This is a genomic window from Pseudomonas sp. xss_4 (assembly GCF_043104125.1).
Taxonomy (GTDB): Bacteria; Pseudomonadota; Gammaproteobacteria; order Pseudomonadales; family Pseudomonadaceae; genus Aquipseudomonas; species Aquipseudomonas parafulva_B.
Window position 1 is genome coordinate 61543 of sequence record NZ_JBICKJ010000093.1, and the last position, 24436, is coordinate 85978.

Genomic DNA, 24436 nt, shown 5'->3' on the forward strand with positions numbered 1-24436 from the left:
CCGTGGATTCTGGACCGGAAACGGGGATGCCTGTTTAAGTAGAGCGCAGTATGTGGCCCTTGGTGACCTTCTCCGACGAACGTAACAGACCTGATAGCTGTTCAAGGCCGGCGTAGATCAGGGCTGATGTGATGTCGGGACAGATAAACACAGCAAGGGCTGCTAGTCTCAAGGTACCTGTTGATCGCTTTGGCTGAACCTCGCGCGGCAGTAGGGGTCATCAAGTAGGAGACCCACGATTTATTGCGTTTTGCGTTGCCAGTTTCTGAAAGGTTGGCTCGCTATGATCAGGCTCATCAGGTGAACACCTTCCGCAAAGGAGTCAGGCAATGGACTATTCCAGCATGGTCGAATCTTTGAACAAGATGCTCGAGGCGGCATCGGACGAGCGTGAGCGTGTGCAGGCGTGTGTAAAGGCCAAGGACACAGGTAAAAAGCCGCATACCGAAGCGGAGGATGCCGAGGTCATGGCACAGCTGCCAGTATCTCAAGTGTGGGTATATGAGGGGCGCAGCCGTAAAGCTCCCACATCAGCCTACGCGGTTCGAAGTCATGGTCGTTGAGCGCGGCGCTCATCAGTCTACAACCGCCACCGCAGTGGCCTGCGGCCCTGACGGGCAGGGCCGCTGCCTATTGCGCAGAGCTCGAGTGAAGTGCCCCTGGTTCAACCCTCGAACTGAATCACCATTCGGCCCTTGATGCGCCCATCGAGCATCTCTTCGAAAATCTGGTTGATGTCCTCGATGGGACGCAAGCTGACTTTTGGCACCACCTTGCCTTCGGCAGCAAATTGGAAGGCCTCTTGCAGGTCCTGGCGCGTCCCCACCAGCGAACCGATGACCTCAATGCCATCGAGTACCAGGCGGGGGATGTTCAGGTTCATCGCTTCCGATGGTAGCCCTACGGCAACCAGTCGCCCACCGGCACGCAGCGCGTCAACGGCCGAATCGAAAGCGCCCTTGGCCACGGCGGTAACCACAGCGGCATGGGCGCCACCGGTCTGTGCCTGGATGACCTTCGCGGCATCCTGGCTGGAAGGGTTTATGGCAAGATCGGCACCCATTTCTGTCGCAAAGCGCAGTTGTTCTTCGTTGACATCGACCGCAATGACCTTGGCATTGAAAACATTCTTGGCGTATTGCAGTGCCAGGTTGCCCAGTCCGCCAAGCCCGTAGATCGCGATCCATTGGCCGGGACGGATATTGGATGTCTTTACTGCCTTGTAAGTCGTCACGCCTGCGCAGGTAATGCTGCTGGCCGCGGCGGACCCTAGCCCCTCCGGTACCTTTACCGAGTAGTCGGCCTTGACGATGCAGGCTTCGGCCATGCCACCGTCTACGGTGTAACCGGCGTTCTTGACCTGTCGGCACAGCGTCTCATTGCCGCTGGTGCAATACTCGCAGTGACCGCAGCCCTCATAAAACCAGGCCACGCTGGCGCGGTCGCCTCGTTTGAGGGAGCTTACGCCAGGACCGACTTCTTGCACCACGCCAATGCCTTCATGGCCCAGCACAACACCCGTCTTGTCGCCGAAGTCGCCGTTCTTGACGTGCAAGTCAGTGTGGCAAACGCCGCAACACTGCATTTTCAACAACGCCTCGCCGTATTCGAGTGGGCGAATACTTTTTTCGACCACCTCAACGCGACCGCCTGGGGCTACGACAGCAGCTTTCATGTGAACCTCCGTGTCTATCCGGTTGACTTGAAAATAGCCCACGCACAATAGCGCCACCGTGCATGTGGGAAACTGCCGCAGGTCATAGAAAGTCAGGGGCGTGGAGGGCGGGGACAAAAAGAAAAGCCCGCGGCAAGAATGCGGCGGGCTGCAAGAACATACGGAGCAGGTTCAGATTGCCAAGGTGAATGTCATCATTTCGTGAAGGGAAGGTGATGGATGCGTCGTGCGCCAAGAAAATGTACGAGACGGCGGTGACGGGCCCTGCTGAGCGACCGACAAAAAAACGCCCGCCAGGAATCAGCGGGCCAAGGACGTTTTGAAGGGAGAGCCGCTACATTGGACGCGTGGAATTAACCTGGAATTAAATCACTGCGGCGTTGACCTCAGAGGCAGTTGAGCCTATACAAGCGTGCCACTTGAATTGAGGCCCATATGCACGACGACGAACTGCACGAACCTGAGCATGATCATTTGCTGGATCATGAGTTTCTTCATGACGAACAAGACGCGTTCGAGCCGGATGCTCATGGGGCGCAAGACGAGATCGAGGAGCCGTCGTTTGAGGAACTCGAAGAGGACGAGCGCAATCATCCTGCGTGGTTCGACGACTGCGATGATGAGTAGTGGCAGGCTAGCAAAAGGCAGGCAGCAAAAAAGGCGCCCTAGGCGCCTTCTTCAGGATGTGGTGCGAGTGGCGGGACTCGAACCCGCAAGGCTCACGCCGACAGATTTTAAGTCTGCTGTGTATACCAATTCCACCACACTCGCACGCTTGAAAGGGCCACGGGTGGCCGGCTCGCTTCAGACAGAAGGGCTGTGCAATCAAGGCGGCTTTATAACCCACCGTTATAGCAGAGTCAACCTTGGCTGACGTATTCCGCACATCACATCCCATCGCGAGCAGCCGATTGACAGTGGCATGAGCTTGGCCCAATGTTAGCCAAGTCACTGGATGTGATGGTCGGGCTGACGACTGCGCAACGACGGTGAACAGCGTGTGTCAATGCCTGAGATGTAGTCGTTTGGATTATGTTTACCTGCCGTACCGGTGGAGCTCGCATGGTTTCAACTGATTGCCAGGTCAATTCAGAAATGCCTGCTCATCGTTACGAGCAATTGGTCCAGTCCGTGGTGGACTATGCCATCTACATGCTGGATACCACCGGTCATATCGCCTCGTGGAATGCTGGCGCCCAGAGAATCAAGGGCTATAGCGCCGATGAAGTGGTGGGCCGTCATTTTTCTCTGTTCTTCACGCCTGAAGACTGCGCCGAAGGCAAGCCGGAGCAATTGCTGCGTCAAGCGCTTGAACACGGCGTGTCGCGGCATGAAGGGTGGCGCCAGCGCAAAGACGGCACGCGCTTCTGGGCACTGGTGGCCCTCGATGTGGTGCGCGATGATCAAGGCCAGATCGTCGGGCTTGCCAAGGTCACGCGGGACATTACCGATCGGCGCGAGTCGGCGATGCAGCTGGACGCCGTTAGAGCGCAATTGTTCGAGGCCCAGAAGCTCGAGGCGCTGGGTCAGCTGACCGGGGCTGGCACATGATTTCAACAACCTGCTGACCATCATTCTCAGCTCTGCGCGCTTGGCCCTTGCTGCACCCGACCCAGAACGCGCTCAGCGCATGCTGCACAATATTCTCGAGGCTGGCCAACGCGGCACCGACCTGACCCGTCAACTGCTCAGCTTTGCCCGTCATCGCAAGTTTGAGGTGACCTGTATCGAGCCGGCCAAATTGATCGACGCTACCCATGGATTGCTTGTTCATGCACTGCCCAGTTCGGTCACACTGGATGCGCGGGTGCAGCCTGATCTACCCAGCATTGAAGTGGATGCTGGTCAGTTACAAATGGTGCTGCTCAACTTGCTGTTCAATGCCCGGGATGCCATTGCCGAGGAAGGCCACATCGTCCTGACCGTCGAAGCGGTGTTGCTGACAGGCGAGGTCGACGGCCTGCATGGCCGCTTCGTGTGCTTCGAGGTGCAGGACAGCGGCGAGGGCATGGCGGTGGATGTGCTGCCACGTATTTTCGAACCCTTCTTCACCACCAAGCCGTTCGGCAAGGGCACCGGCCTGGGCCTGAGCCAGGTGTACGGATTTGCCAGGCAAAGCGGCGGTGCCATCAGTGTGCACAGCGAGCTGAGGGTCGGCACCCGCATGCGGCTATATTTGCCCGTCCATTCAAGCCAGCCAGGTATCGAACCGTAAGGGGCGCAGCATGACTCAGACACTCAAGCGATTGCTGACAGGTATCGACGGGCTCGATGCCCTGCTCAAAGGTGGGTTGGTGACAGGGGCGTCGTATATCGTGCAGGGCCCACCTGGGGCAGGCAAGACCATCCTGGCCAACCAGATGGCCTGCGAGCATGTGCGCAAGGGAGGGCGGGCGCTGGTGGCAACCTTGCTCAGCGAGTCCCATGAGCGGTTATTTCAGTACCTGGGCACGCTGGACTTCTTCGACCCTTCGATGGTCGGCGACCAGATTCAGTTCGTTAGCGCTTTCGATACCCTGGAACAGGATGGCCTTGATGCCGTGGTCCGGTTGCTCAGGCAGGAGATCAGTCGACACAAGGCCAGCCTGCTGATCGTCGATGGCGTACTCAATGCTCGCGTACATGCCGAAACATCGCTCGATACCAAAAAATTCGTCTCGGCACTACAAGGTCATGCGGCTTTTGCCGGCTGCACCGTACTGTTGTTGACCAGTGCGCGGCTTGAGGAAGGCAGCCCTGAGCACACGATGGTCGACGGCGTGATCGAACTGGGTGAGCAGATGGTGGGTAGCCGCGCCGTTCGCACGATTCAGTTGCGCAAGACCCGTGGCAGTGGCGCCTTGTCCGGGCGCCACGAGTGCCTGATAGACGATACCGGTGTGACGGTGTTTCCACGTCTGGAGTCCTTGTTCGCCAAGCCCATTGGGCCCTGCAATGCAGCCGCATCACGAATCAGCAGCGGTGTGTCGGCGCTCGACGACATGCTCGATGGCGGTCTGTCCGCCGCATCGGTCACGCTGCTGATGGGCCCCTCGGGCATTGGCAAGACGTCGCTGGGCATGGCATTTCTGGCGGCCAGCACACCCCAGGCCCCCGGTTTGCATTTCGGCTTCTATGAATCACCCGATCGCCTGCACAGCAAGGCGGCTTTACTGGGGTACGACTTTGCAGCCATGGAACAGGCCCAGAGCCTGACACTGTGCTGGGAGCCCAGTACGCAGGTGCTGTTGGACCAGCTGGGTGCGCGCTTGATCGAACAGGTACAGGCAACCGGCGCCAAGCGAGTACTGATCGACAGCCTGGGTGCGTTGAGCCGCCTGGCCACGGAACCCGGGCGCCTGAATGCCTTCTTTCGCGCGCTGACCGGGGAGCTGCGCGCTCGCCAGGTGAGTGTGATGCTGACCTGGGAAATGCGCGATATCTTCGGTGCGGAGATCAGCGCGCCGGCGCCCGACTTGTCCAGCATCGTCGACAACCTGGTGCTGATGCGATTCGTGGAGCATGACGGCACCTTGCGCCGCATGCTCTCAATTCTCAAAGTGCGCGACAGTGCTCACGACGCGTCCTTGCATGAGCTTGTGATCGCTTCAACGGGAATCACACTGCGCAGAGCATTCGAAGGCACAAGTGGGGCCCTCTCTGGCACAGCTGTGCCGCAAGGGAGCCTGTAGGTTTCAGTTACATGAAGACCGTGCTGATCGTCGACGACGAATACCTGATAGCCGACATCCTGGGGTTTGCCCTGGAGGATGAAGGGTATGCGATCGAAAAGGCGAGTAACGGCCAGAAAGCGCTAGAAATACTCAGCCGCGTGCAGGTGCAGTTGGTTATCACCGACTACATGATGCCCGTGCTCAACGGCCAGGAACTGGTCCGTGCCATGCGAGCAGACCCTGCACTGCGAACGCTGCCAGTTATTCTCATGAGCGGCGCCCAGGCCAGTGAGGGATGCCCGACATTATTCGCAGCAGTGTTCGACAAGCCATTCGACATGGGCGAGATGATTGCGAAGGTGCATGGCCTACTGAGTGGCTGAGGCTATGGGCGCATCCCTGCTACCCGCTTGAATGATCAGTATCAATCGTCCTGCTTCTCAGGCGCCGGGCTGCCGGCCTGGATGCGTTTGAAAATCTCCTCGCGGTGCACTTGAACATCCTTGGGTGCGTCGATGCCTATCCTCACCTGCATCCCTTTGACGCCCAGAATGGTGACTTTGATGTCGTCGTTGATGACGATGCTCTCGCCAACCTTACGGGTGAGTATCAGCATGTACTTCTCCTTGGTGATAAAAAAGTCCGCAGGCCATGTGCGCTGGCGGTGGGAGCATATCCCTTTTCCTTCTCATTACAGACGCTTTCGAAGCCTAGTAATTCCCAGAATGTCAAAATCTGTGGCACGCAGCGGGTATGTGGACAGCTAGGCACACGATGAAAGCTTCGTAGGACAAGGTGCTTCGTTTGCAAGGATAGTGGGGGCGCCGTTCAATGGGAAATACCTTTGCATCATCGGTTGGATAGACGCGCTCAATGTGCGGCCTGCTGTTCCAATGCCTTGAGAAAGACCAGCAACGCGACCTCTTCCGGGTCCAGCCCCTTGCGTACTCGGCTCTTGGGCAAAGCGGCCAGGCGCCCGAGCGTGTAGTGCTCCAGTACCGCTGGGTGGATGTAGCAGCGTCGGCATACCGCAGGGGTGTTGCCAAGGCGCGAGGCGACTTGCTTGACGATGGCAGCGACCTGGCGTTTGGCCTCGGTTTCCGGCTCCCAGGCCAAGGGCCTGAGCAGGTCCAGCGCAAGGCTGCTGCCGGCCCAGGTACGGTAGTCCTTGGCCGTGAAGTCGGCGCCAGTCAGCTGTTGCAGAAACTGATTGATGTCGCTCGAACCAATGCTGTGACGCTGGCCATCGGCATCGAGATACTGGAACAGTGCCTGGCCGGGCAGTTCCATGCAACGCTTGAGCAAGGCCGCCAGGCGTCGGTCGCGCAGCGTTACATCGTGTTCGACACCACGCTTGCCGCGGAACTGAAAGCGGATGGTACTGCCCTTGACCTCTACATGTCGATTACGCAGGGTTGTCAGCCCGTAGGACTTGTTGTCGCGCATATAGCGCTGGTTGCCAATGCGGATGAGGGTATGGTCCAGCAGGCTGACCACCAGGGCCATGACCTTTTCACGGTCAAGGCCCGGTCGAGACAAGTGGGCTTCCAGTTGTGAGCGCAGCTTTGGCAACGCCTGGGCGAAGGCGAGCATGCGGCCGTACTTGTGCTGGTCACGGGTTTCACGCCACTGGGCATGATAACGGTACTGTTTGCGGCCACGGGCATCGCGGCCAGTGGCCTGCAGGTGCCCTTGCGGGTCGGCGCATATCCAGACATCGGTGTAGGCCGGTGGGATTACCAGTGCAGCGATACGTGCCAGTGTTTCGGGGTCGCGTACCCGTTCACCGTTGGCATCCAGGTAGATGAAGCGGTCGCGCCAGCGGCGGCGAGTCAAACCGGGCTGGCTGTCGTCGACGTAATGCAGCGTTTCGGGAAGCGGGCAGTCGAGCATGGGCGGCAGGCCTCGATCAAGTCACTGATCAATGGACAACAGCCGCTTGGCCGTTGCTCCATTTCCGCACGTCAGCTGAGCAATGCAACCGATTTGATCTGTGCATACAGGCGCTGGCCTGGGTGCACCCCAAGCTGGTCCGCCGAGAAACGGGTAATGCGGGCGAGCAGGATGCTACCGTCGGCATCCAGGCTGACCAACAGATGGGCTGGGTTGTCAGCAGCGTGGGTGTCGCGTACCTGAACATGCACTCGGTTGAGGATACTTGAGGTGCCGTCAGCGGTGAGCGCCAGGCTTACGTCGCGCGCATGGACCTTGACCCGCAAGGCGCTGCCCAGGGCGCGCATGGGGTGTGCGCAACGTAATACGAGCCCTTTGTTGCCAGGCAGGCGCAGCTCAAGCAGGTCGTAGTGCGGGTCGTGCCCTGTCACCTGGCCTTCGAGCACCACACCGGCGTCATCGCCCTGGGCCAGCGACAAGTCCAGACGAGCCAAGGTAGGCGCAACCGGACCGCTTGCCACCACACGTCCGTGCTCGAGCAGCACCACATGGTCCGCCAGGCGTGCCACTTCGTCCTGGGCGTGGCTGACATAGACCACGGGTACGTCCAGCTCCTCGTGCAAGCGCTCGAGGTAAGGCAGGATTTCGCGTTTGCGGGGCCCGTCAAGAGCGGCCAGGGGCTCATCCATCAGCAACAGTCGGGGGCTGCTGAGCAGCGCACGGGCAATCCCGACGCGTTGCGCCTCGCCCCCCGATAACGTCGAAGGTCGGCGCGCCAGCAGGTGACTGATGCCCAACAGCTCGCTGGCATGTTCCAGACTTACCTTGCGCTGGCTCGACGGGACACGGCGCCAGCCGAACTCCAGGTTGCCCCGTACGCTCAGGTGCGCAAACAGGCTGGGCTCCTGGAAAACGTAGCCCACCGGGCGCTGGTGGGGCGGTAGAAAGACGTCGCGAGCGGTGTCCTCCCAGACCTCGCCATTGACTTGCACATACGCCTGACCAGGGCGCTCCAAGCCGGCCAGGCAGCGCAGGCAACTGGTTTTGCCTGACCCGGAGTGCCCAAACAAGGCGCTGATACCGCGCCCTGGCAGTTGCAGGTCGACGTCCAGCGTGAAAGCGTCGCGTGCCAGTTTCAGGCGTGCCACGATCGAGTGCGTCATGTCAGTTCCAGCCCGTATTGCCGCGTTTGCCTGCGTACAGCAACAGCAGCACCAGGAAAGAGAACACCAGCATGGCGCCTGCGAGCCAGTGAGCCTGGGTGTAGGCCATCGCCTCGACATGGTCGAAAATCTGCACGGACACCACGCGGGTCTTGTCGGGAATGTTGCCACCGATCATCAGCACGACACCAAACTCGCCTACGGTGTGGGCAAAACCCAGAATGCTGGCAGTGATGAAGCCAGGACGGGCCAGTGGTAGCGCCACGTGCACGAAACTGTCCCACGGCCCGGCGCGCAGCGTGGCCGCCACTTCCATGGGGCGTTTACCGATGGCGGCAAAAGCGTTTTGCAGCGGCTGGACCACAAAGGGCATCGAGTAGATGACCGAGCCGATCACAAGGCCCGAGAAGCTGAACACCACACTGTCCAGGCCCAGTGCTGCAATCGCTTGGCCAAGCCAGCCATGCGGGCCTAGTGCAATCAGCAGGTAGAACCCGATCACCGTAGGCGGCAGCACCAGAGGCAGGGCAACGATGGCACCTATCGGGCCGCGAAGCCATGACCGGGTGCGTGCCAGCCACCAGCCGATGGGTGTGCCCACGATCAACAGGATCAGGGTGGTCAGGCTGGCCAGCTTCAGGGTAAGCCAGATGGCGCCAAGGTCACTGGCATCGAGCGGCATCAGATTTCATAGCCGTAGGCTTTGATTACCGCAGCAGCCTTGGGGCCCTTGAGGTAGTCCACCAGGGCCTTGGCAGCCGGGTTGTCCTTGCCTTTTTTCAGGATCACTGCGTCCTGGCGGATGGGGTCGTGCAAGGAAGCCGGGACGATCCAGGCCGAACCACTCTGTACCTTGCCATCCTTGAAGATCTGCGACAGCGCCACGAAGCCCAGCTCTGCATTACCGGTAGATACGAACTGGAAGGCTTGGGTGATATTTTGACCCTCGACCCATTTGGCGCGCGTCGCCTCGGTCAACTTGAGCTTTTCCAGCACTTGCGTGGCCGCCAGGCCATACGGCGCGGTCTTTGGATTGGCGAGTGAGAGGTGCTTGTAGGCATTGCCTTGCAAGACCGCGCCCTTGTCATCCACATACCCAGGCTGGGCCGACCACAGGGCCAGTGTTCCGATGGCGTAGGTAAAGCGTGAGCCCGGCACGATGGCGTTCTCTTGCTCGAGCTTGGCCGGGGTGCTGTCGTCTGCGGCCAGGAACACTTCGAAGGGGGCACCGTTCTTGATCTGGGCATAGAACTGCCCGGTAGCGCCGTAGGCTGCGATCAACGTATGGCCGGTGTCCTTCTCGAAATCCTTGGCGATGGCCTGGATTGGCGCGGTGAAGTTGGCAGCGACAGCCACCTGGACCTCGTCGGCCCAGGCGGTGTTCAGCATGATCAGGCTGGCGAGGGCGGCTAGATAGGGCAGGCGAGAACGCATTGGGACAGCTCCTGGTTTTCGTTATATGCCTGACTATATAGCGCTTCGCCAGTTGCCTGCAGCTGTTTTTGTTAAATAGCGGTTGGAGCAAGTTTCAAGCGGTCCGATTAGCGGCTTAGTCGAGCCAATGCATTGTCTGCAATGTCACGGGTCAGGTCTGCAGCGGACATGTGCCGGCCAAGGCGCAGTGCCTGGCCTGCCCAAAGGTTGCTGAAGCCACTGTCGCCTTGAGCCTCAGTGATCGCTCGCAACGGCATCAACGCGCCACCTGCCAGTGGAAACCGCGGTGCCTGCGCGCTCATGGGGCCCAGATCGCGCATCAGGCGATTATTGATGCCGCGGGCCGGGCGACCAGTGAACAAGTTGGTCAGGGCCGTGTCGCTGGCCGGTGCACTGTCCAGCGCCTGCCGGTGAAACGACGACACGTTTGCCTCAGGGCAGAACAGGTAAGCAGTGCCGATCTGCACCGCAGAAGCGCCCAGTGCCAATGCGGCCAGCAGACCACGGTGATCGGCAATACCACCGGCCGCGATCACCGGTACATCAACGGCATCGGCCACTTGCGGCACCAGCGCAAGCGTACCGATTTGGGTGGTGATGTCTTCACTGAGGAACATGCCGCGATGCCCGCCAGCCTCATAGCCCATGGCGATGATCGCATCGCAGCCACGGTCCTGTAGCCAGCGCGCCTCTTCGACAGTGGTGGCACTGGACAGTACCCGGGCCCCGCTGGCTTTGACCCTGCGTAGCAGGTCAACCTGAGGCAGGCCGAAGTGGAAACTCACCACTTCAGGGCGCAGTTCCTCAACCAGCTGGCAGCTCTGTTCGTCGAAAGGGGCGCGATTAGACGCCGGCGCAGGTGCTTCGAAATCAGCCCCCAGTGCTCGATAGTAGGGTTCAAGCGTCTGCTTCCACGCGGTCAGGGCGTCGGCATCGCAAGCCGGCACCTGATGGCAGAAGAAGTTCAGGTTCAGGGCGCGGCCAGGGCTGGCAGCTCGAAAGGCCGCGATGTGCTCGCGTACCTGCTGGTGAGTGAGCATGGCGCAAGGCAGGGCGCCCAGACCACCAGCCTGGCTTACCGCAATGGCCATCGCCGTGCCCGATGCCCCAGCCATCGGCGCTTGAAGGATGGGCCGTTCGATACCCAGCAAATCGAGAATACGGCGATCGGGCCACTGACTCATGCGAAGCTCCTTCAAGCGCGGTGAATGGGGACTGGGCGATTAGAGTGCCTTGCTGACCTGGATGTCGCTGACCTTGTCGACGTCGTCACCATGGATCTTGCGCAGGGCTTGCAGGGCCTGTTCCGGAGAGTCGTCTGACATGAGGGCGAAATCCCAGCGGCGCTGGCCTTCGAGCTTGTATTTGATGACGTACTTGATGGTCTGGGTCATGGCTGGCCTTACCTGAGTTGCGACGAGGAACGGCGGATGATCTTGATCTTGTGCGTGAGGCTGGGCTTGCGCGTGACCGAGATCGGACGGGTCGTCACGGTATCGATGGTGATGTTCCAGAAACCGGTGCTGGGCACGGTGATCTTGGCGGGGAACTTGTCGAAGTGGCCGCCGTGATAGGTGTGACGACCGCCATTCTTGAAGCTGCGAAAGTTGGCGTCGTTCATCAGACGGATGTTGCAGCGCTGGGAACACTCGATGACGACGATATCGTCCTCGTTGAGGTGCTCGCGCTGGTGTACGAATTTCATGTGTGGCTCCGCAAAGTCTGGTTTTGCAAACGCGCACGATACCACGATGCGCGGTGAGCGCGCCGGGCGGCTGATCGGGCGCAGATAAATCTGCCAGTCCAGGGAGCAAAAGAGCCAGATCACGGTCGAACGGGGTTCGTGATGACAGAGGTGCAGCAGATGAAGTGGATGTTGGCGGCGTGGATGCTGACCCTGGCCGGGTGCGCCAGTGTGTCTGACCTTGAACAGTCCCATGAGACGATGGATGTGATGTCAGGCAAGACGCCACGTGAATATGCCGACTGCGTGAAGGCCCGCCTGGCCGACTCGCGTGGCCCGTTGACGGAAGAGAAACGCGGCGATGGATTGCGTCTGATCGTGCCGCAGAAGTTCTCGCCAGGCGAGGGCCCAGGCGCGCTCCTGGATATCAGCCAGCGTAGCAACAATGGCAGCAGCATCAAGTTGCATGAGCGTCTGAGCAACTTCCCATTGCGCCCGGGTGATGTGCGCAAAGCCGCGACGGCTTGTATTTCCGGGGATTGACCCAGCGCAAGTGACCATCCTCCTTTTGCTTATATGTTTTGGGCCTAAGCATATAACAATAGAAAAGGAGGTTCGTGATGAGACCGTTCAGCGTCATGGTGATCGGTGGCCTGATGTCCCTGGCCTGGGCATCGGCCCACGCTGCAGATGGCCAGAAAGTCTTTACCCAAGGGGGCGCCGACCCCGCTGCCCTGGCCTGCATCGGGTGCCACGGTGCCGATGGCAACGGCATCGGCGCAGCAGGCTTCCCCAGGCTCGCTGGCCTGCCGGCCTCGTACTTGAGCAAGCAATTGCATGACTGGCGCAGGGGTACTCGACAGCAGGCAGTAATGGCGCCCTTGGCGAAGGCGTTGTCCGAGGACGAGATCACGGCAGTGAGCGCCTACCTGGCCAGCTTGCCGGCACCGCCAACCGGTGAGCTGCGCCGTCAGCAAATTGCCGATGATCCAACGCTGCGGCTTGCGCTTTATGGCGACTGGGATCGGCACATCCCCGGATGTATCCAGTGCCACGGCCCTGGCGGTGGCGGGGTGGGCGAGCACTTCCCTCCGTTGTCTGGCCAGCCTGCAGCTTACCTGGTGGCACAACTCAACGCCTGGCGGGATGGAACGCGCAGTAACGATCCCAACCAGCTGATGGTCGGCGTGGCCAAGGCCATGACCCCTGACGAGATCACGGCCGTTGCCGAGTTTTTCGCCCGTCCCGCCAACCTGGAGGCCAAGCCATGAAGCCCTTGCTTACAGCCCTGCTGCTGGCCGCAGGCAGCGCTCACGCCAACCCCGTGACCATGGAGGACCAGTCCCAGCTCAAGGTGCCGGATGCACAGGCGCAGCCGCGCTTCGTGCCGCCGGCCGAGGGCCAGTTGCCGGACAATGCGTTTGGCAAGATGGTGCGCGAGGGTCATGCCCTGTTCGTCGATACCCGGCGACTGATGCCTGAAGCGGTTGGCAACGGCATGAACTGCAGTAACTGCCACCTAGATCAAGGGCGCATGGCGCACTCGGCTCCCCTGTGGGGCGCTTATCCGATGTACCCGGCCTACCGCAAGAAAAACGACAAGGTCAACACCTATGCCGAGCGAATCCAAGGCTGTTTTCAGTTCAGCATGAACGGCAAGCCGCCGGCGGCTGACAGTCCGCAGATGACTGCGCTGTCGGTTTATTCCTACTGGCTTTCTACCAAGGCGCCGACCGGGGTCGAGTTGGCCGGGCGAGGTTATCCGGAAGTGGCGCCGCCAGCGGGTGGCTATGACTTCACGCGTGGGCAGAAGGTGTATCTCGAACAATGTGCGATCTGCCACGGCAAGCAGGGCGAAGGGCAGAAGGTGGCGGGCGAGTATGTGATGCCGCCGCTCTGGGGCAGGGACGCCTACAACTGGGGGGCGGGCATGCACCGGATCAACACGGCGGCGTCATTCATCAAGTACAACATGCCACTGGGTCGACCGGGTTCGCTCAGCGACCAGCAGGCCTGGGATGTGGCGGCCTGGATAAACCGGCACGAGCGGCCCCAGGACCCACGGCTGGTGGAGGGCTCCATCGAGAAAACGCGCCTGAAGTTCCATGCCAATGACGGGGTCAACCTCTATGGCCAGAAGGTCGAGGGGGTATTGATCGGGCAGGGCACCGGTCACTGATGACCGGGCAAGGGCCTGGAGGGGTGACGTACCGGTCAGGAATATTGGGCGACCCTTTGAACTATCCGTTAGCGGTTGCCTCTATGTTCCCAACGATCGGCCACAGGCGGGGCATTGTAAGGTGACCGCCGCCTGATTAGACTGCGCCGTAACCCCCAGGCCTAGCCTTTGTTAAGGACGTTTATGATCAAGAAATGCTTGTTCCCGGCAGCCGGCTATGGCACTCGCTTCCTGCCCGCCACCAAAGCCATGCCGAAGGAAATGCTGCCAGTGGTCAACAAGCCGTTGATCCAGTACGGCGTTGAGGAAGCATTGGATGCAGGGTTGAGTGAGATCTCCATCGTTACCGGTCGCGGTAAGCGCGCGCTGGAAGATCACTTCGACATCAGCTACGAGCTGGAAAACCAGATCAAGGGCACCGACAAGGAGAAATATCTGGTAGGCATTCGTCGCCTCCTGGACGAGTGCTCGTTCTCCTACACCCGTCAGACCGAGATGAAAGGCCTGGGCCATGCTATCCTCACCGGCCGTCCGCTGATCGGCGACGAGCCCTTCGCCGTAGTGCTGGCGGACGACCTGTGTGTCAACCCTGAAGGCGACGGCGTGCTGGCCCAAATGGTGAAGCTGTACAACCAGTTCCGTTGCTCGATCGTCGCCATTCAGGAAGTCGATCCGCAGGAAACCAACAAGTACGGTGTCATTGCCGGCGACATGATCCGGGACGACATCTTCCGTGTGACCAACATGGTAGAGAAACCAAAACCTGAAGATGCCCCGTCCAACTTGGCGATCATCGGCCGTTACATCCTGACCCCGGATATCTTCGACATCATCGCCAATACCGAACCCGGCAAGGGCGGCGAAATCCAGATCACCGACGCCTTGCTGCAACAGGCCCAGAATGGCTGCGTAATCGCGTACAAGTTCAAAGGCCAGCGTTTCGACTGCGGTGGCGCCGAAGGCTACATCGACGCGACCAACTTCTGCTTCGAGAACTACTACAAGACCGGCAAGGCCTACTGAGCCCCTGCTGCAAGCCAGGCGCGTTTTTTCTTGCCGCCTGATGCTTGAAGCTTGAAACTGCCGGTACCAAGCTGCAAGTGACAAGCCACGCTGCCCGTTGTGCAGTCTGCCGCTTGAAGCTTGCAGCTTTTTTTTGGAGAACGAAAAGTGGCCTACGATTTTGATCTGTTCGTGATTGGCGCCGGCTCCGGTGGCGTGCGCGCCGCACGGTTCGCTGCCGGTTTTGGCGCGAAGGTAGCGGTTGCCGAGAGCCGCTACCTGGGCGGCACCTGTGTCAACGTGGGGTGTGTGCCTAAAAAGCTGCTGGTGTATGGCGCCCATGTGGCTGACGAGCTGGAGCAGGCTGCGGGATACGGCTGGACCCTGGAAGAAGGGCACTTCGACTGGGGTACGCTGATTGCCAACAAGAACCGTGAAATCGAACGGCTAAACGGTATCTACCGCAACCTGCTGATCAACAGCGGCGTGACCTTGGTTCAAGGCCATGCGCGCATGACCGGTCCCAACGAGGTCGAGGTCGAAGGCCAGCGCTACAGCGCCGAGCACATCCTGATCGCCACCGGCGGCTGGCCCCAGGTACCCGACATCCCTGGCAAGGACTTGGCGATCACCTCCAACGAAGCGTTCTATCTCAAGGACCTGCCGCGGCGGGTGCTGGTGGTGGGCGGCGGCTACATCGCGGTGGAATTCGCCGGGATCTTCCAGGGGCTGGGCGCCGCGACCACGTTGCTGTATCGCGGCGATCTGTTCCTGCGCGGCTTCGATGGTTCGGTGCGTACCCACCTCAAGGAAGAGCTCGAAAAACGCGGGCTCGACTTGCAGTTCAATGCTGACATCCAGCGCATCGACAAACTCGAGGATGGCAGCCTCAAGGCGACGCTCAAGGACGGGCGGGAACTGGTTGCCGACTGCATCTTCTACGCCACCGGCCGGCGTCCGATGCTGGACAACCTTGGCTTGGAAAACACCGGCGTCGAACTGGATGACAAGGGGTATGTGCGAGTAGACGATCAATACCAGACCACGGCGCCCTCGATCCTGGCCATTGGTGATGTGATCGGCCGCGTGCAACTGACGCCTGTGGCACTGGCTGAAGGTATGGCCGTGGCCAGGCGTTTGTTCAAGCCGGAGCAGTACCGCCCCGTGGACTACCAGAATATCCCCACGGCAGTGTTCAGCCAGCCGCCTATCGGCACGGTAGGGCTCACCGAAGAACAGGCTGTCGAGCAGGGCTATGAGGTCAAGATCTTCGAAAGCCGCTTCCGCGCCATGAAGCTGACCCTCACCGACATCCAGGAAAAGACCCTGATGAAGCTGGTGGTGGATGCCAAGACCGACAAGGTGCTCGGTTGCCACATGGTCGGGCCGGATGCAGGCGAGATCATCCAGGGCCTGGGCATCGCGCTCAAAGCGGGCGCGACCAAGCAACAGTTCGATGAAACCATCGGCGTGCACCCCACGGCAGCGGAAGAATTCGTGACCATGCGCACGGTGACTCGCTGACTCAACCCAGGCCGCACGCAACGTGCGGCCTGGTTGCGGGGTGGCGGTTAACGAGCCGCAGCCTCCACGCCGCCGCATCCATGGGTTGCCGCCCGCTTGGGCAACACCGGGCTAGGCAGCCCTTGACCGGTCTGGCTCATAGCCAAAACCAATCATAAGCATCAGGTTTGCCAATGAGCCTTTATCGGTCCATGCGGTTAGGATTCTCTCCGTCAACTGATTTCAACCCATGAAGGAGCGTCTCTCATGCCTATCATCAACAGCCAGGTCAAACCGTTCAACGCCACTGCCTACCACAAGGGCGAGTTCGTCCCGGTCAGCGAAGCCGACCTGAAAGGCAAATGGTCTGTCGTGTTCTTCTATCCAGCCGACTTCACTTTCGTGTGCCCGACCGAGCTGGGTGACCTTGCTGACAACTACGCCGAGTTCCAGAAACTGGGCGTTGAGATCTACGGTGTTTCCACCGACACCCACTTCACCCACAAAGCGTGGCACGACACCTCGGACACCATCGGCAAGATTCAGTACCCACTGATCGGCGACCCGACCCATGTGATCGCTCGCAACTTCGACGTACTGATCGAAGAAGCCGGCCTGGCTGACCGCGGTACCTTCGTGATCAACCCCGAAGGCCAGATCAAGATCGTCGAGCTGAACGATGGTGGTGTAGGTCGTGACGCTACCGAGCTGCTGCGCAAGGTCAAGGCTGCCCAATACGTCGCCGCGCACCCAGGCGAAGTCTGCCCAGCCAAGTGGAAAGAAGGCGAGGCTACTCTGGCGCCGTCGCTGGATCTGGTCGGCAAGATCTGATTCTCGCCCGATAAGCGCCTGTGCCGCGGCAGCGCCGCGCAGGCCTTGCGGGGAGATCAGCCAGTCATGTGCCATACGCGGGCGGTAAGCAGCCGCCACAGCTGAACCACTTACCGCCCCGTTAAACGCCCGGGCGACTTCGCCTGGGCGTTTTTGTATCCGAGTTTTGAAAAAGGAAATCGCCCGTATGTTGGACGCCACGCTTAAATCGCAACTGAAAACCTACCTGGAGCGGGTCACCCAGCCGATCGAGATCGTTGCTTCCCTCGACGACGGTGCGAAGTCCCGCGAATTACACGACCTGCTGGTGGAAATCGCCGGCTTGTCCAGCCTCATCACCCTGCGAGCCGATGGCGACGACGCCCGCCGCCCTTCGTTCTCGCTCAATCGCCCCAACGGCGACATCAGCCTGCGTTTCGCCGGCATTCCCATGGGCCACGAGTTCACGTCCCTGGTACTGGCGCTGCTGCAAGTGGGCGGCCACCCCTCCAAGGCCAGCCTGGAAGTGATCGAGCAGATCCAGGCGCTGGAAGGGGAGTTCAGCTTCGAGACCTACTTCTCGCTGTCCTGCCAGAACTGCCCGGATGTGGTCCAGGCATTGAACCTGATGGCGGTGCTCAACCCCAACGTACGCCACGTGGCCATCGACGGTGCACTGTTCCAGGCTGAAGTCGATGCCCGCCAGATCATGGCCGTGCCCAGCGTGTACCTTAACGGTGAGGTGTTCGGCCAGGGGCGCATGGGCCTTGAGGAAATTCTTGGCAAGATCGACACCAACGCCGGCGCGCGTCAGGCCGAGAAACTCAATGCCAAGCAGGCGTTCGATGTACTGGTCGTGGGCGGTGGCCCGGCAGGTGCCTCTGCCGCCATCTATGCAGCGCGCAAGGGTATCCGCACCGGCGTGGCCGCCGAACGGTTCGGTGGGCAGGTGCTCGACACCATGGCCATCGAGAACTTTGTGTCCGTGCATGAAACCGAAGGCCCGAAACTGGCCACCGCGCTTGAAGAACACGTCAAGCAGTACGAGGTGGACATCATGAACCTGCAGCGCGGTGAAGCACTGATTCCGGCTACCGACGGCGGCCTGCATGAAGTGCGCATGGCGAGCGGGGCTTCGCTCAAGGCCAAGACCGTCATCCTGGCCACCGGCGCTCGCTGGCGCGAGATGAATGTACCGGGTGAACAGCAATACCGTGGCCGCGGCGTGGCCTACTGCCCGCACTGCGATGGCCCATTGTTCAAGGGCAAGCGCGTGGCGGTGATCGGTGGCGGTAACTCCGGCGTGGAAGCGGCGATCGATTTGGCAGGTATCGTGGCGCAGGTGACGTTGATTGAATTCGATAGCCAGCTGCGTGCCGATGCGGTGCTGCAACGCAAGTTGCACAGCTTGCCTAACGTGACGGTCATCACCCAGGCACTGACCACCGAAGTGATCGGCAATGGCGAAAAAGTAACTGGCCTGCGTTATAAGGACCGGACCAGCGACATCGAACATGAGCTGGCGTTGGAGGGGATTTTCGTTCAGATCGGTCTGTTGCCGAACACCGATTGGCTCAAAGGCACCGTTGAACTGTCGGCACGCGGCGAAATCATCGTCGATGCCAAGGGGCAGACCAGTATTGCGGGCGTGTTCGCCGCAGGTGACGTGACGACGGTGCCCTACAAACAGATCGTGATCGCCGTAGGCGAAGGGGCGAAGGCGTCTCTGGCCGCCTTCGACCACCTGATCCGCACCTCGGCCCCTGCATAAGCGACATTTCGGCAGAGCCGCAACCCTCGCATGTACTGGCCGTGCTCTACGGCGCAGCGCATGCGGGGGTTTTGTCATGGGCCTGGCTAAACCCCCGTGGCATGAGGGTGTCTATGCTTACATGCAGACCCTTCAGGAGCCACGCCATGACCCTGATCAGCCGCGAACCCTGGTGGCTAGTGCCGCCAAAGCCTGGGCAGACTGAACAAGACCTGCACTGGGGCTACCTTGAGATCTACAGTAACGGCCACACCGTATTCGTCGATCAGCGCCCAAGCGATCGTGAAATGGCCGAGCGCAAGAGCTGCCGCAACTTCCCCAAATCAGACCGTTGAAGCCTAGCCGCCAAGTGCGTCCAGGCGAGCTTCCAATGCAGCGATACGCGCTTCCAGTGCTTCGATTCGATCCTGCGCGGCCGCGCCGGTACCGCTGCGCGTTGGACCTTCCTGCTGCCTTGCGGCCAGAATGGTTTCGATCTCCGCCGGGTCACCCAACCCATGCGTGTAACGGTCTTCCCGCTGACCGGCCTGACGCGGCAGGTGCACGGCCAAGTTACGTGATACCAGGCGCTCGAGCTGGTGGCGGACCTGGTCAGTGTCGTCGAAGTCGTGCAGGCGGTTGCTGCGGGCTAGCAACTCGCTGAGGGTCTGCGGGCCACGCAGGAACATCAGCCCCATCAGCACCAGCTGTGCAGGCACCAATTCCAGCGCCTTGTCCACCCGGTGTTCCCAGCGATCGGCGCGGCTGCCCATCTGCAGGCGTGCCATCTGTTGTGCTTCGAGGCTGCGCAGCGCCTGGCCCACTTGGCCCTGGGTGAGGTTCATCACCGGTTCGCGGCTGGTCTTTTGGTTACAGGCCAGGAGCAGGGCGTTGAGGGTGAGTGGGTAGCTTTCCGGGCTGGTGGCCTGTTTTTCGATCAGCGAGCCGAGCACGCGAATCTCGACGCTGTTCAAGCGACCTTCAGTGGTGGTGTCTTGCTCGGACATGGCCCTGTCTCATTGCTGGGAAAAGGCCATTAGCGTAGGTAAATGAGGGGAGGGCCGCAAGACGGCCCGGCTGAATCAGGCGCTGCGGCGCTCCTCGGCCTGGCAAGCGGCTGCAGTGAACAGCACGTCGGTGGAGGAGTTGAGTGCGGTTTCGGCGGAATCCTGCAGCACGCCGATGATGAACCCCACCGCCACGACCTGCATGGCGATTTCACTGGGAATACCGAACAGGCTGCAGGCCAGCGGGATGAGCAGCAAGGAACCGCCGGCCACGCCTGACGCACCGCAAGCACAGACCGCCGCTACCACACTGAGCAACACGGCCGTGGGGAGATCCAAGGGAATGCCCAAGGTGTGTACCGCCGCCAGCGTCAATACGGTGATGGTGATTGCAGCGCCGGCCATGTTGATCGTGGCCCCCAGCGGAATGGATACCGAATAGGTATCCTCGTGCAGCCCAAGCCGTTCGGACAACGCCATGTTCACCGGGATGTTGGCTGCCGAACTGCGGGTGAAAAATGCAGTAATACCGCTTTCGCGTAGACACAGCAGGGTGAGCGGGTAGGGATTGCGACGGGTTTTCCAGAACACGATCAGCGGGTTCATGACCAGAGCGACGAACAGCATGCACCCGATCAGTACCGCCAGCAGGTGCAGGTACCCCAGCATCGCTTTCAGCCCGGACTGAGCCAAGGTGGAGGTGACCAGGCCGAAGATGCCCAGTGGCGCAAAGCGAATGACAATGCGCACGATCAGCGTAACGCCATTGGACAGGTCGTCGACCACCTTGCGGGTGGTGTCACCGGCGTGGCGCAATGCGATGCCCAGGCCGATCGCCCAAGTCAGCACACCGATGAAATTAGCGTTGAGCAGCGCGTTGATCGGGTTGTCGACCGCACTGAGCAGCAGGTTCTTCAACACCTCGTTGATGCCGCCCGGTGCACTTAGGGTGGCGTCGGCTGCGTTCAGTACCAGGTGCGAAGGAAACATCATGCTGGCAACCACCGCCACGACAGCCGAGGCGAACGTGCCGAGCAAGTACAGCCACAAGATGGGACGGATGTGGGTTTCCTGTCCGTGTCGATGATTGGCAATCGATGCCATGACCAGGATGAATACCAGCACGGGTGCCACCGCCTTCAAGGCACTGACGAACACCGTACCGAAAAAGCCCAGGTCGCGGGCGACGGCTGGCGCGATCAGGGCAAGGGCGATACCTGCCACCAGACCGATCACGATTTGCGTCACCAGGCCGGTGCGGTTGAGAAGGCGAAGGAGCGGTGTCATGCGCAGCGAGGTCCCGAAATCTGAAAAGGGCTGGACTTTACCATAGACCTTGGTCAGGCACTTGCTGGCCGTTGTCAGGAAACGCTACCAGTTGAACAGTTCGCGTCGTGCCCCTTCAGTGATGGCAACGATGCCAGGATGCTTGACCTTGCGCTCGACTGAAATAGCGTAGAAGGACTCGTTCACGGCCTCGGTTTGTCCGATCAGGTGTACGCCATATTGGCGACACACTTCTTCGGCAATTACGCTGGGCGCCACGAAGATGCCACTGCCAGACTGCCCGAACGCCTGCATCAGGGCGCTGTCGTCGAACTCGCCGACGATACGCGGTTGGATATGTTGCTCACCAAGCCAGCGCAGAAGGCGGCTGCGCAGTACGGTTTCCTGCCCGGGTATGAGCAGCGGTGCATCGTGCAAGCACTCCGGGAACAGGCCGTCATGCCGGTGGGCCAATGTTGGGGTTGCGAAAAAGCTCAGGCCACATTCTCCCAGTTTCTGGCTATAGCCTTTGATGTCCAGGTGCGGCGGCATCGGGCTGTCTGAAATGACCAGGTCCAGTCGCTGAATGGCAAGGTCGGCCAGGAGGCGCTCCAGCTTGTCTTCACGGCAGTTGATGCGCAGCACATTCTCAAGCTCCATGGTCGGTGCCAATAATCGATAGACAATGGATTTGGGCACCACGTCAGCCACCCCGACCCGGAACAGAATCTGCTCCTGGGGGCCGGCACGCAGCATGGCTTCAAGCTCTCCCCCTAGCTGGAACATCTGCTCGGCGTACGTGAGCGCCTGGCGTCCGGTTTCAGTCAATTCCAATTGCCGACCAACCCGCTGGAACAACTCGACGCCATAAGCCTGTTCCAACAGCGTGATCTGCCCGCTGATGGTCTGTGGCGTCAAGTTCAATTGCTCGCTGGCGCGAACGATGCTGCCGGTTCGGGCTACCACCCAGAAGTAGTGAAGCTGGCGATAGTTAAGCATGAGCGCAAAGGCCAATTCGAAAAAACCGAAGTATATCGCTTGAAAATACGAATTTTACAGAAGTGTTGCGCCGACTAGAATCCACATCATTCAGGCTGATACGAGCCTGCGCACATCATTCCGGAGGCGCCTATGCTGTATTTCAAATCAATGGGTACTGCGCTGGTCATGGGCATGACGCTGATAGTACTGGCCGGCTGTGATCAGGCTGAGAAGTCTGCGCAGCAGGTGCTGGACCAGGCAGCGAAGTCGGCTCAGCAGGTTATCGAGCAAACCAATCAGGCTGCCCAGCAGGCCCTGAGCGACGCGCTGGGGCCCGAGAAGCAAGAGCCCGAGCAAGATGACCCTGCCTCCAAAACCCAGGACATTTGATCCCCAACCCGCGTGACAGGATGTGAACAATGGAATATTTGCTGGAACTTGCCGCTAGCCCCACAGCCTGGGTGGCGCTTGCCACGCTGGTGGCCATGGAAGTAGTACTGGGTATCGACAACCTTATCTTCATCTCCATCCTGACCAACAAGTTGCCCGTTGCGTATCGCTCCAAGGCACGTCGCATCGGTATCAGCATGGCACTGGTGATGCGTCTGGCACTGCTGAGCACCGTTGCCTGGATCGTGCAACTGACCGACCCTGTGTTCGAGGTGTTTGGCAACGCCTTCTCCTGGAAGGATGTGATCCTGATTGCCGGCGGCCTGTTCTTGCTGTGGAAGGCCACCAAGGAAATTCACGAGAACGTCGACCCACACGGTGCCAAGGAAGAGTCCAAGGCTTCTTCTACCGTCACCTTGGGCTTTGCCGCAGCGATTTTCCAGATTCTGTTGCTCGATATCGTGTTCTCGGTAGACAGCATTATCACTGCCGTAGGCATGACCGAACATTTGCCGATCATGATCATCGCCGTGATTACTGCCGTGATCGTGATGATGGTGGCGGCCGATCCGTTGGCCAACTTCATCAACGACAACCCTACCGTTGTCATGCTGGCGCTAGGTTTCCTGATCATGATTGGCATGACATTGATCGCCGAGGGGTTCGGCGCCCACGTGCCCAAAGGCTATGTGTATGCGGCCATGGCATTCTCGACCGCTATCGAGATTCTGAATATTCTGGCACGTCGGGCACGCCTCAAGCGTGAGGCCAAGCAAGGATGACAGCAGGCGGGGCGCATGGCGCCCCATTCGCTGCATGTTTCGGGTGGGGTCAGTGCGCCGCTGCTGCGCGTGGAGCACGCCGTGCAGGGGCGGGTTGAGGGCGTGGCTGTGTTTGCGCAACGGGTTGAGCGTGCCGCCGTGCGATGCGCAGTACGCCCCAGAGCATGGCCACCGCAACGCTGAGCCACATGCACACCAACATGATGATTGCCAAGGTCATATTCATTCGTGCCTCCATCTCTACGGCGAGCGCTTGATACGCCAGCGATTGCCTTCCAGACACTTGATTAGTGTAGCCCCTGCGTCGTTACGTTCCATCGAATAACGCCTGCGGCGCCGAGCTGATTCGCCAACATGCCCTGTCGGACTGTACCGCCGCTGTTGTGGGACCTATCATCGCGAACACAGCAGGGCGCTGCCTGCCCTGCGTTTGAGCAAGCGAGTACCCCATGCCCACTTTCACCTCGTCGTCGCCGACCAAGGCCGTTCGTCAGCTCATCCTGGCGTGTTGGTTGGGTGTCACCTTGGCAGGTTGTGCCGGGACACCCTCTACCGCCCTCCAGGGCCTGCCCCAGCGGGTGGAGCTCAGCAGCGTTCCGTTCTACCGCGGTAACGCCAACCACAGCGCAGCCATGGCATTGGCCGCGGTCCTGTCGCAGCAAGGTGCGCCCATCACGCCAGGGTTGCTCGATCAGCCGCTGAACCTGCCCATGGGCCTCGACAGCCTCGATACCAGCATTGCGCGCGTTGCGCGGGACTACGGGAGGGTGGTGTACCCCTTGGACAAGCGGCTCGATGCCTTGTTGACGCAGGTTGCCGCTGGAAACCCGGTGCTGGTTCGCTATCAGGACGGTTCGGCATGGTGGAGCGAACCCAGGTATGCGGTCTTGATAGGGTATGACCGGTACAAACAGCGCGTGCTGATGCGTGCAGGCATGCAACGCCGTCTGGTGATGGCATTCGACGATTTCGCCTCTGCCTGGGCGAAGGAGGGGCGCTGGGCAATTCTGGTGCAGCCGCCGGGGCAGTTGCCGGCGAACGTCGATCGTCAGCGCTGGCTGCAGGCCGCTGACGAACTGGCGCGTGCGGGTCAGGAATTAGCGGCCAGGCAGGCCCTGGACAGCATCAAGTGAGACCGCTCGCATCAAGCGTCACGCGGTCACTGTAAGAGCGGCCTTGACGGGGCGCCGGAGCGGCTACGGCCCAGCGATATCGAATGAACAGCATCACGCCAAGTGGCAGCCCTTTACGGGCTGCCATGCCT

Annotated in this window: 27 protein-coding genes, 1 tRNA gene and 2 pseudogenes; 16 read left to right on the forward strand and 14 right to left on the reverse strand. The window is 60.4% G+C overall.

Annotated elements, in window-relative coordinates:
* Window positions 1-329 precede the first annotated feature (329 nt).
* Window positions 330-563, forward strand: a complete 234-nt coding sequence (locus tag ACF8GB_RS20990; protein ID WP_058637814.1) for a hypothetical protein — start codon at window positions 330-332, stop codon at window positions 561-563.
* 101 nt (window positions 564-664) lie between these two features.
* Here the strand turns inward: ACF8GB_RS20990 and adhP are convergent, their stop codons facing one another.
* Window positions 665-1675: an alcohol dehydrogenase AdhP gene (adhP, locus tag ACF8GB_RS20995; protein ID WP_058637813.1), complete on the reverse strand. Its 1011-nt coding sequence runs from the start codon at window positions 1673-1675 to the stop codon at window positions 665-667.
* Between the two features lie 435 nt (window positions 1676-2110).
* Between adhP and ACF8GB_RS21000 the strand changes: the two genes are divergently transcribed.
* Window positions 2111-2302 carry a hypothetical protein gene (locus ACF8GB_RS21000; protein WP_078478384.1) on the forward strand — a complete coding sequence of 64 codons (192 nt, stop codon included), beginning with the start codon at window positions 2111-2113 and terminating at the stop codon, window positions 2300-2302.
* A 59-nt stretch (window positions 2303-2361) separates the two neighbouring features.
* On the opposite strand, the gene ACF8GB_RS21005 is transcribed toward ACF8GB_RS21000, so the two are convergent.
* Window positions 2362-2446, reverse strand: a tRNA-Leu gene (locus ACF8GB_RS21005).
* A gap of 291 nt (window positions 2447-2737) precedes the next feature.
* On the opposite strand from ACF8GB_RS21005, the pseudogene ACF8GB_RS21010 reads away from it, so the two are divergent.
* The 3 genes and pseudogenes from ACF8GB_RS21010 (at window position 2738) to ACF8GB_RS21020 (ending at window position 5711) form a co-directional block, all read left to right on the forward strand.
* Window positions 2738-3890, forward strand: a pseudogene (locus ACF8GB_RS21010) (nitrogen regulation protein NR(II)).
* A gap of 10 nt (window positions 3891-3900) precedes the next feature.
* Window positions 3901-5346, forward strand: a complete 1446-nt coding sequence (locus ACF8GB_RS21015) for an ATPase domain-containing protein (RefSeq protein ID WP_058637810.1) — start codon at window positions 3901-3903, stop codon at window positions 5344-5346.
* Between the two features lie 11 nt (window positions 5347-5357).
* Window positions 5358-5711, forward strand: coding sequence for a response regulator (locus tag ACF8GB_RS21020; protein WP_182138769.1), 354 nt, complete (start codon window positions 5358-5360; stop codon window positions 5709-5711).
* A gap of 41 nt (window positions 5712-5752) precedes the next feature.
* On the opposite strand, the gene csrA is transcribed toward ACF8GB_RS21020, so the two are convergent.
* The 8 genes from csrA to ACF8GB_RS21060 form a co-directional block, all read right to left on the reverse strand.
* The gene (gene csrA, locus ACF8GB_RS21025) at window positions 5753-5944 is read right to left on the reverse strand and encodes a carbon storage regulator CsrA (RefSeq protein ID WP_058637808.1); all 192 of its coding nucleotides are present in this window, start codon (window positions 5942-5944) and stop codon (window positions 5753-5755) included.
* 254 nt (window positions 5945-6198) lie between these two features.
* Window positions 6199-7221: a DNA topoisomerase IB gene (locus ACF8GB_RS21030; protein WP_058637807.1), complete on the reverse strand. Its 1023-nt coding sequence runs from the start codon at window positions 7219-7221 to the stop codon at window positions 6199-6201.
* 71 nt (window positions 7222-7292) lie between these two features.
* Window positions 7293-8384, reverse strand: a complete 1092-nt coding sequence (gene modC / locus ACF8GB_RS21035) for a molybdenum ABC transporter ATP-binding protein (protein WP_197843819.1) — start codon at window positions 8382-8384, stop codon at window positions 7293-7295.
* Window position 8385: 1 nt separating this feature from the next.
* Window positions 8386-9066, reverse strand: coding sequence for a molybdate ABC transporter permease subunit (gene modB, locus ACF8GB_RS21040; RefSeq protein WP_058637805.1), 681 nt, complete (start codon window positions 9064-9066; stop codon window positions 8386-8388).
* Window positions 9066-9818, reverse strand: coding sequence for a molybdate ABC transporter substrate-binding protein (modA, locus tag ACF8GB_RS21045; protein ID WP_197843818.1), 753 nt, complete (start codon window positions 9816-9818; stop codon window positions 9066-9068). Before modA ends, modB begins: the two co-directional genes overlap by 1 nt.
* 107 nt (window positions 9819-9925) lie before the next feature.
* Window positions 9926-11002, reverse strand: a complete 1077-nt coding sequence (locus ACF8GB_RS21050; protein ID WP_197843817.1) for a nitronate monooxygenase family protein — start codon at window positions 11000-11002, stop codon at window positions 9926-9928.
* 39 nt (window positions 11003-11041) lie between these two features.
* Window positions 11042-11212 carry a hypothetical protein gene (locus ACF8GB_RS21055; RefSeq protein WP_182138763.1) on the reverse strand — a complete coding sequence of 57 codons (171 nt, stop codon included), beginning with the start codon at window positions 11210-11212 and terminating at the stop codon, window positions 11042-11044.
* Window positions 11213-11220: 8 nt separating this feature from the next.
* Window positions 11221-11523, reverse strand: a complete 303-nt coding sequence (locus ACF8GB_RS21060; RefSeq protein WP_027916110.1) for a DUF1883 domain-containing protein — start codon at window positions 11521-11523, stop codon at window positions 11221-11223.
* 159 nt (window positions 11524-11682) lie between these two features.
* On the opposite strand from ACF8GB_RS21060, the gene ACF8GB_RS21065 reads away from it, so the two are divergent.
* The 8 genes from ACF8GB_RS21065 (at window position 11683) to ACF8GB_RS21100 (ending at window position 19102) form a co-directional block, all read left to right on the forward strand.
* Entirely contained in the window at window positions 11683-12045 is a 363-nt protein-coding gene (locus ACF8GB_RS21065; RefSeq protein ID WP_058637940.1) for a hypothetical protein, read from the forward strand.
* Between the two features lie 77 nt (window positions 12046-12122).
* Window positions 12123-12773: a c-type cytochrome gene (locus tag ACF8GB_RS21070; RefSeq protein ID WP_392527601.1), complete on the forward strand. Its 651-nt coding sequence runs from the start codon at window positions 12123-12125 to the stop codon at window positions 12771-12773.
* Window positions 12770-13681: a c-type cytochrome gene (locus ACF8GB_RS21075; RefSeq protein ID WP_058637801.1), complete on the forward strand. Its 912-nt coding sequence runs from the start codon at window positions 12770-12772 to the stop codon at window positions 13679-13681. The genes ACF8GB_RS21070 and ACF8GB_RS21075 overlap by 4 nt, the downstream gene beginning before the upstream one ends.
* A gap of 183 nt (window positions 13682-13864) precedes the next feature.
* A complete protein-coding gene (gene galU, locus ACF8GB_RS21080) occupies window positions 13865-14704 on the forward strand; it encodes a UTP--glucose-1-phosphate uridylyltransferase GalU (RefSeq protein WP_392527603.1) in 840 nt (279 codons plus the stop codon).
* A 147-nt stretch (window positions 14705-14851) separates the two neighbouring features.
* Window positions 14852-16207 (forward strand): glutathione-disulfide reductase, encoded by a 1356-nt coding sequence (gorA, locus tag ACF8GB_RS21085; protein ID WP_392514779.1) that lies wholly within the window; start codon window positions 14852-14854, stop codon window positions 16205-16207.
* A gap of 246 nt (window positions 16208-16453) precedes the next feature.
* A complete protein-coding gene (ahpC, locus tag ACF8GB_RS21090) occupies window positions 16454-17017 on the forward strand; it encodes an alkyl hydroperoxide reductase subunit C (RefSeq protein ID WP_028686434.1) in 564 nt (187 codons plus the stop codon).
* A gap of 187 nt (window positions 17018-17204) precedes the next feature.
* Window positions 17205-18767, forward strand: coding sequence for an alkyl hydroperoxide reductase subunit F (gene ahpF / locus ACF8GB_RS21095; RefSeq protein WP_167339646.1), 1563 nt, complete (start codon window positions 17205-17207; stop codon window positions 18765-18767).
* A gap of 146 nt (window positions 18768-18913) precedes the next feature.
* Window positions 18914-19102, forward strand: a complete 189-nt coding sequence (locus ACF8GB_RS21100) for a hypothetical protein (protein WP_058603364.1) — start codon at window positions 18914-18916, stop codon at window positions 19100-19102.
* Window positions 19103-19105: 3 nt separating this feature from the next.
* Here ACF8GB_RS21100 and ACF8GB_RS21105 read toward each other — a convergent pair whose 3' ends face one another.
* The 3 genes from ACF8GB_RS21105 to nhaR all read right to left on the reverse strand — a co-directional run bounded on the left by ACF8GB_RS21105 (window position 19106) and on the right by nhaR (window position 22018).
* A complete protein-coding gene (locus ACF8GB_RS21105; protein WP_058603363.1) occupies window positions 19106-19753 on the reverse strand; it encodes a YceH family protein in 648 nt (215 codons plus the stop codon).
* A 75-nt stretch (window positions 19754-19828) separates the two neighbouring features.
* The gene (gene sstT / locus ACF8GB_RS21110; RefSeq protein WP_058637797.1) at window positions 19829-21040 is read right to left on the reverse strand and encodes a serine/threonine transporter SstT; all 1212 of its coding nucleotides are present in this window, start codon (window positions 21038-21040) and stop codon (window positions 19829-19831) included.
* Window positions 21041-21124: 84 nt separating this feature from the next.
* The gene (gene nhaR / locus ACF8GB_RS21115; RefSeq protein ID WP_197843813.1) at window positions 21125-22018 is read right to left on the reverse strand and encodes a transcriptional activator NhaR; all 894 of its coding nucleotides are present in this window, start codon (window positions 22016-22018) and stop codon (window positions 21125-21127) included.
* Between the two features lie 132 nt (window positions 22019-22150).
* Here nhaR and ACF8GB_RS21120 point away from each other — a divergent pair, with 132 nt between their 5' ends.
* Complete coding sequence (locus ACF8GB_RS21120; protein WP_058637795.1) at window positions 22151-22390, forward strand: hypothetical protein; 240 nt, start codon at window positions 22151-22153, stop codon at window positions 22388-22390.
* A gap of 29 nt (window positions 22391-22419) precedes the next feature.
* Window positions 22420-23172, forward strand: a complete 753-nt coding sequence (locus ACF8GB_RS21125) for a TerC family protein (RefSeq protein WP_027916097.1) — start codon at window positions 22420-22422, stop codon at window positions 23170-23172.
* A gap of 49 nt (window positions 23173-23221) precedes the next feature.
* Here ACF8GB_RS21125 and ACF8GB_RS21130 read toward each other — a convergent pair whose 3' ends face one another.
* Window positions 23222-23398, reverse strand: a complete 177-nt coding sequence (locus ACF8GB_RS21130) for a hypothetical protein (RefSeq protein WP_178091250.1) — start codon at window positions 23396-23398, stop codon at window positions 23222-23224.
* 204 nt (window positions 23399-23602) lie between these two features.
* Between ACF8GB_RS21130 and ACF8GB_RS21135 the strand changes: the two are divergent.
* A pseudogene (locus tag ACF8GB_RS21135) lies at window positions 23603-24305 on the forward strand (peptidase C39 family protein).
* Window positions 24306-24436 lie beyond the last annotated feature (131 nt).

What these genes read in the sequence shown, in the direction of transcription:
- ACF8GB_RS21105 (WP_058603363.1), bottom strand. Translation starts at nt 19,753, where the DNA reads ATGTCCGAGCAAGACACCACCACTGAAGGTCGCTTGAACAGCGTCGAG.
- modA (WP_197843818.1), bottom strand. Translation starts at nt 9,818, where the DNA reads ATGCGTTCTCGCCTGCCCTATCTAGCCGCCCTCGCCAGCCTGATCATG.
- ACF8GB_RS21100 (WP_058603364.1), top strand. Translation starts at nt 18,914, where the DNA reads ATGACCCTGATCAGCCGCGAACCCTGGTGGCTAGTGCCGCCAAAGCCT.
- ACF8GB_RS21120 (WP_058637795.1), top strand. Translation starts at nt 22,151, where the DNA reads ATGCTGTATTTCAAATCAATGGGTACTGCGCTGGTCATGGGCATGACG.
- sstT (WP_058637797.1), bottom strand. Translation starts at nt 21,040, where the DNA reads ATGACACCGCTCCTTCGCCTTCTCAACCGCACCGGCCTGGTGACGCAA.
- ACF8GB_RS21060 (WP_027916110.1), bottom strand. Translation starts at nt 11,523, where the DNA reads ATGAAATTCGTACACCAGCGCGAGCACCTCAACGAGGACGATATCGTC.
- ACF8GB_RS20990 (WP_058637814.1), top strand. Translation starts at nt 330, where the DNA reads ATGGACTATTCCAGCATGGTCGAATCTTTGAACAAGATGCTCGAGGCG.
- galU (WP_392527603.1), top strand. Translation starts at nt 13,865, where the DNA reads ATGATCAAGAAATGCTTGTTCCCGGCAGCCGGCTATGGCACTCGCTTC.
- ACF8GB_RS21000 (WP_078478384.1), top strand. Translation starts at nt 2,111, where the DNA reads ATGCACGACGACGAACTGCACGAACCTGAGCATGATCATTTGCTGGAT.
- ACF8GB_RS21055 (WP_182138763.1), bottom strand. Translation starts at nt 11,212, where the DNA reads ATGACCCAGACCATCAAGTACGTCATCAAATACAAGCTCGAAGGCCAG.
- ACF8GB_RS21050 (WP_197843817.1), bottom strand. Translation starts at nt 11,002, where the DNA reads ATGAGTCAGTGGCCCGATCGCCGTATTCTCGATTTGCTGGGTATCGAA.
- modB (WP_058637805.1), bottom strand. Translation starts at nt 9,066, where the DNA reads ATGCCGCTCGATGCCAGTGACCTTGGCGCCATCTGGCTTACCCTGAAG.
- ACF8GB_RS21020 (WP_182138769.1), top strand. Translation starts at nt 5,358, where the DNA reads ATGAAGACCGTGCTGATCGTCGACGACGAATACCTGATAGCCGACATC.
- ACF8GB_RS21075 (WP_058637801.1), top strand. Translation starts at nt 12,770, where the DNA reads ATGAAGCCCTTGCTTACAGCCCTGCTGCTGGCCGCAGGCAGCGCTCAC.
- adhP (WP_058637813.1), bottom strand. Translation starts at nt 1,675, where the DNA reads ATGAAAGCTGCTGTCGTAGCCCCAGGCGGTCGCGTTGAGGTGGTCGAA.
- ACF8GB_RS21065 (WP_058637940.1), top strand. Translation starts at nt 11,683, where the DNA reads ATGAAGTGGATGTTGGCGGCGTGGATGCTGACCCTGGCCGGGTGCGCC.
- ahpF (WP_167339646.1), top strand. Translation starts at nt 17,205, where the DNA reads ATGTTGGACGCCACGCTTAAATCGCAACTGAAAACCTACCTGGAGCGG.
- modC (WP_197843819.1), bottom strand. Translation starts at nt 8,384, where the DNA reads ATGACGCACTCGATCGTGGCACGCCTGAAACTGGCACGCGACGCTTTC.
- ahpC (WP_028686434.1), top strand. Translation starts at nt 16,454, where the DNA reads ATGCCTATCATCAACAGCCAGGTCAAACCGTTCAACGCCACTGCCTAC.
- ACF8GB_RS21130 (WP_178091250.1), bottom strand. Translation starts at nt 23,398, where the DNA reads ATGAATATGACCTTGGCAATCATCATGTTGGTGTGCATGTGGCTCAGC.
- csrA (WP_058637808.1), bottom strand. Translation starts at nt 5,944, where the DNA reads ATGCTGATACTCACCCGTAAGGTTGGCGAGAGCATCGTCATCAACGAC.
- ACF8GB_RS21030 (WP_058637807.1), bottom strand. Translation starts at nt 7,221, where the DNA reads ATGCTCGACTGCCCGCTTCCCGAAACGCTGCATTACGTCGACGACAGC.
- ACF8GB_RS21125 (WP_027916097.1), top strand. Translation starts at nt 22,420, where the DNA reads ATGGAATATTTGCTGGAACTTGCCGCTAGCCCCACAGCCTGGGTGGCG.
- ACF8GB_RS21015 (WP_058637810.1), top strand. Translation starts at nt 3,901, where the DNA reads ATGACTCAGACACTCAAGCGATTGCTGACAGGTATCGACGGGCTCGAT.
- ACF8GB_RS21070 (WP_392527601.1), top strand. Translation starts at nt 12,123, where the DNA reads ATGAGACCGTTCAGCGTCATGGTGATCGGTGGCCTGATGTCCCTGGCC.
- nhaR (WP_197843813.1), bottom strand. Translation starts at nt 22,018, where the DNA reads ATGCTTAACTATCGCCAGCTTCACTACTTCTGGGTGGTAGCCCGAACC.